The following is a 581-nucleotide window of genomic DNA, read 5'->3' as shown; positions in this document are numbered from 1 at the left end:
TGTCGTCCTGGCCATCTACCGGAAGTACACCGGTGCGACACAGACCCAGATCGCGGGCGCCTGCGAGATCCCGCAGTCCCACGTCAGCGAGATCCAGAGCGGCCGCCGACGGGTCACCAGCCTGGAACTGTTCGAGCGTCTCGCCAACGGTCTCGGGATCCCCCGGACCCCGCTCGGCCTTGCCGAAAAACCGAGCACCCGGCGGTCGGACGGTCGAGACGCTCCCACTCGACCCCTGCCAACCGAACTCGTCCCCGAGGTCGTGCGGATCTACCCCAACCGCGGCACCGTCCCCGGCGAGATGTGGCGGGCGCTGCTCAACCACGCACAGGACACCGTGGACATCCTCGTGATCGCCGGTCTGTTCCTCCCTGACGGACACGCCGATCTCGTTCCGCTCCTGCGCGCGAAGGCCGCCAGCGGCGTGAAGATCCGCTACGTGCTCGGCGACCCCTCGTCCGACGCCGTAGCTCTGCGCGGCGCTGAGGAAGGCATCGGTGACAACCTCGCCGCCCGTACCCGGATGACCCTCACCTACCTGTCCGGCCTGCGCGACGTCCCCGGCATCGAACTCCGGCTGC

1 protein-coding gene is annotated in these 581 nt (G+C 69.0%); it reads left to right on the top strand.

The window, feature by feature from the left end:
* Positions 1-581 (top strand): helix-turn-helix domain-containing protein (locus DD1DGNOD_RS07955; protein ID WP_346434287.1); only part of this gene is annotated, 581 nt, incomplete at both ends.

It is taken from the genome of Candidatus Protofrankia californiensis (genome assembly GCF_900634765.1).
GTDB lineage: Bacteria > Actinomycetota > Actinomycetes > Frankiales > Frankiaceae > Protofrankia > Protofrankia californiensis.
The sequence above is the reverse complement of the archived record's forward strand: the minus strand, read 5'-3'. Positions and strand labels throughout refer to the sequence as shown.